The organism is Actinomycetospora succinea, from assembly GCF_004363095.1.
GTDB classification, from domain to species: Bacteria; Actinomycetota; Actinomycetes; order Mycobacteriales; family Pseudonocardiaceae; genus Actinomycetospora; species Actinomycetospora succinea.
The window spans coordinates 1-1,500 of the sequence record NZ_SNYO01000020.1; the positions used below are offsets into that span (position 1 = coordinate 1).

Consider the following 1,500-nt stretch of genomic DNA (forward strand, 5'->3'; position numbering starts at 1 on the left):
CCTAGACATCCCACGGTCGTAGGAGGTCAAGCCGCGGGGGCGTTTGTCTTGTCTGTAGCCGCGGGCCAGGCGGTGGCTTCGTTGTAGGGCTGCTGGTGGCGTAGGCAGCCGTGCAGGATGCCGACGAGGCGGTTGGCCAGGGCGCGTAGGGCCTGGTGGTGGGTGTTACCGCGGGCGCGGTGGGCGTCGTAGTAGGCGCGAGCGCCCGGTGAGGTGCTCAGGGCGGCGAACGCTTGGAAGTAGAGCGCGTCGGCCAGTCGCCGGTTGCGGGCGTGGCGGGCCAGCACGACCCGTGCCTTGCCTGAGGCGCGGGTCACGGGCGCCATCCCGGAGTAGTTCTTGCGGGCTCGGGCATCGGCGTAGCGGGCGGGGTCGTCCCCGAATTCGGCGAGCACCCGGGCGGCGAGCACTGGTCCCAGCCCGGGCTGGGACAGGTAGAGCTCAGCGTCCGGGTGCCGGCCAAAACCCGCCTCCACCTCGCCCTTGAGGACCTCGCACTGGCGGGCCAGCTCGATGATCACCGCGACCAGCGCCCTGGTGCTGGCGGCGTAGGCCTCGACCACGCCGGGGTGGGCCTCGAGTTGCTCGCCGTGCAGCACCTCCACGATGCGCTGCGCGGTGGCGGTCAGGTGGCGCTGGCGCCCGGCCGCGCGCAACGCCTTCTCCACCCGCGCCACCCGCAGCCGACGCCCCGCCGCCGGGGTCGGCGCGATCGCGAGCACCGCCAGCGCGTCCCGGCCCGCGAGGTCGTCGAAGGCGGCCAGCGCGGCGGGGTAGTACTCGCGCAGCATCGAGCGCAGCGTGTTGGTCTGACGCTGCCGCGACCACACCATCGACTGGTGGGCCCGCGCGACGACCTTGACGTGCTCGGCGATCGCGCTGTCCCCGGCGACCGGGCGGTGATGGTCGCGGTCCAGGCGGACCAGCTCGGCGAGCACGTGCGCGTCACCGGGGTCGCTCTTGGCGCCCGAGACGCCGTGGCGTTCTCGATACCGCGAGGCCTGCAGCGGGTTGATCGCGTAGACCGTGTAGCCCGTGGCCAGCAACGCCTGCACCCACGGACCCCGATCGGTCTCGATACCCACCACCACCTCGGCGGGCTCGCCCTGATCGTCGAGGTGATCGGCGATCAGGGCGTGCAGCGCCGCGATCCCGGCCGCGCCCTCCTCGAGACGCCGGCGGACCAGCTGATGGCCCTGCTCGTCGACGACCTCGATGTCGTGGTGGTCCTCGGCCCAGTCATCTCCGACGAACAGCACCAGCCCCTCCTCCGCCTGCGCCTTCCCTGGCCGAGCCCGAGGAGCCCCTGGAACGACCTAATGGATCAGTGCTCGACTCGGCACGACATCCCACCAGCCCTACAGACCCCTCACCCACCGGCCGGGGCACGATCTAGGCGTAGATCTCAACCATCTGGGATCCGGTTCGGACAGTGCTCACCGGCCGGCGGCTCGGACACCGGAGTCTGGACCACGACCACGCCGGTGTAGCCCCATTAGG

1 protein-coding gene is annotated in these 1,500 nt (G+C 71.7%); it reads right to left on the reverse strand.

Features of this window, described 5'->3' with window-relative positions; translation table 11 throughout:
* Positions 1 to 26: 26 nt before the first annotated feature.
* Complete coding sequence (locus EV188_RS31280) at positions 27 to 1,259, reverse strand: IS110 family RNA-guided transposase (RefSeq protein WP_133830263.1); 1,233 nt, start codon at positions 1,257 to 1,259, stop codon at positions 27 to 29.
* Between the last annotated feature and the right edge of the window lie 241 nt (positions 1,260 to 1,500).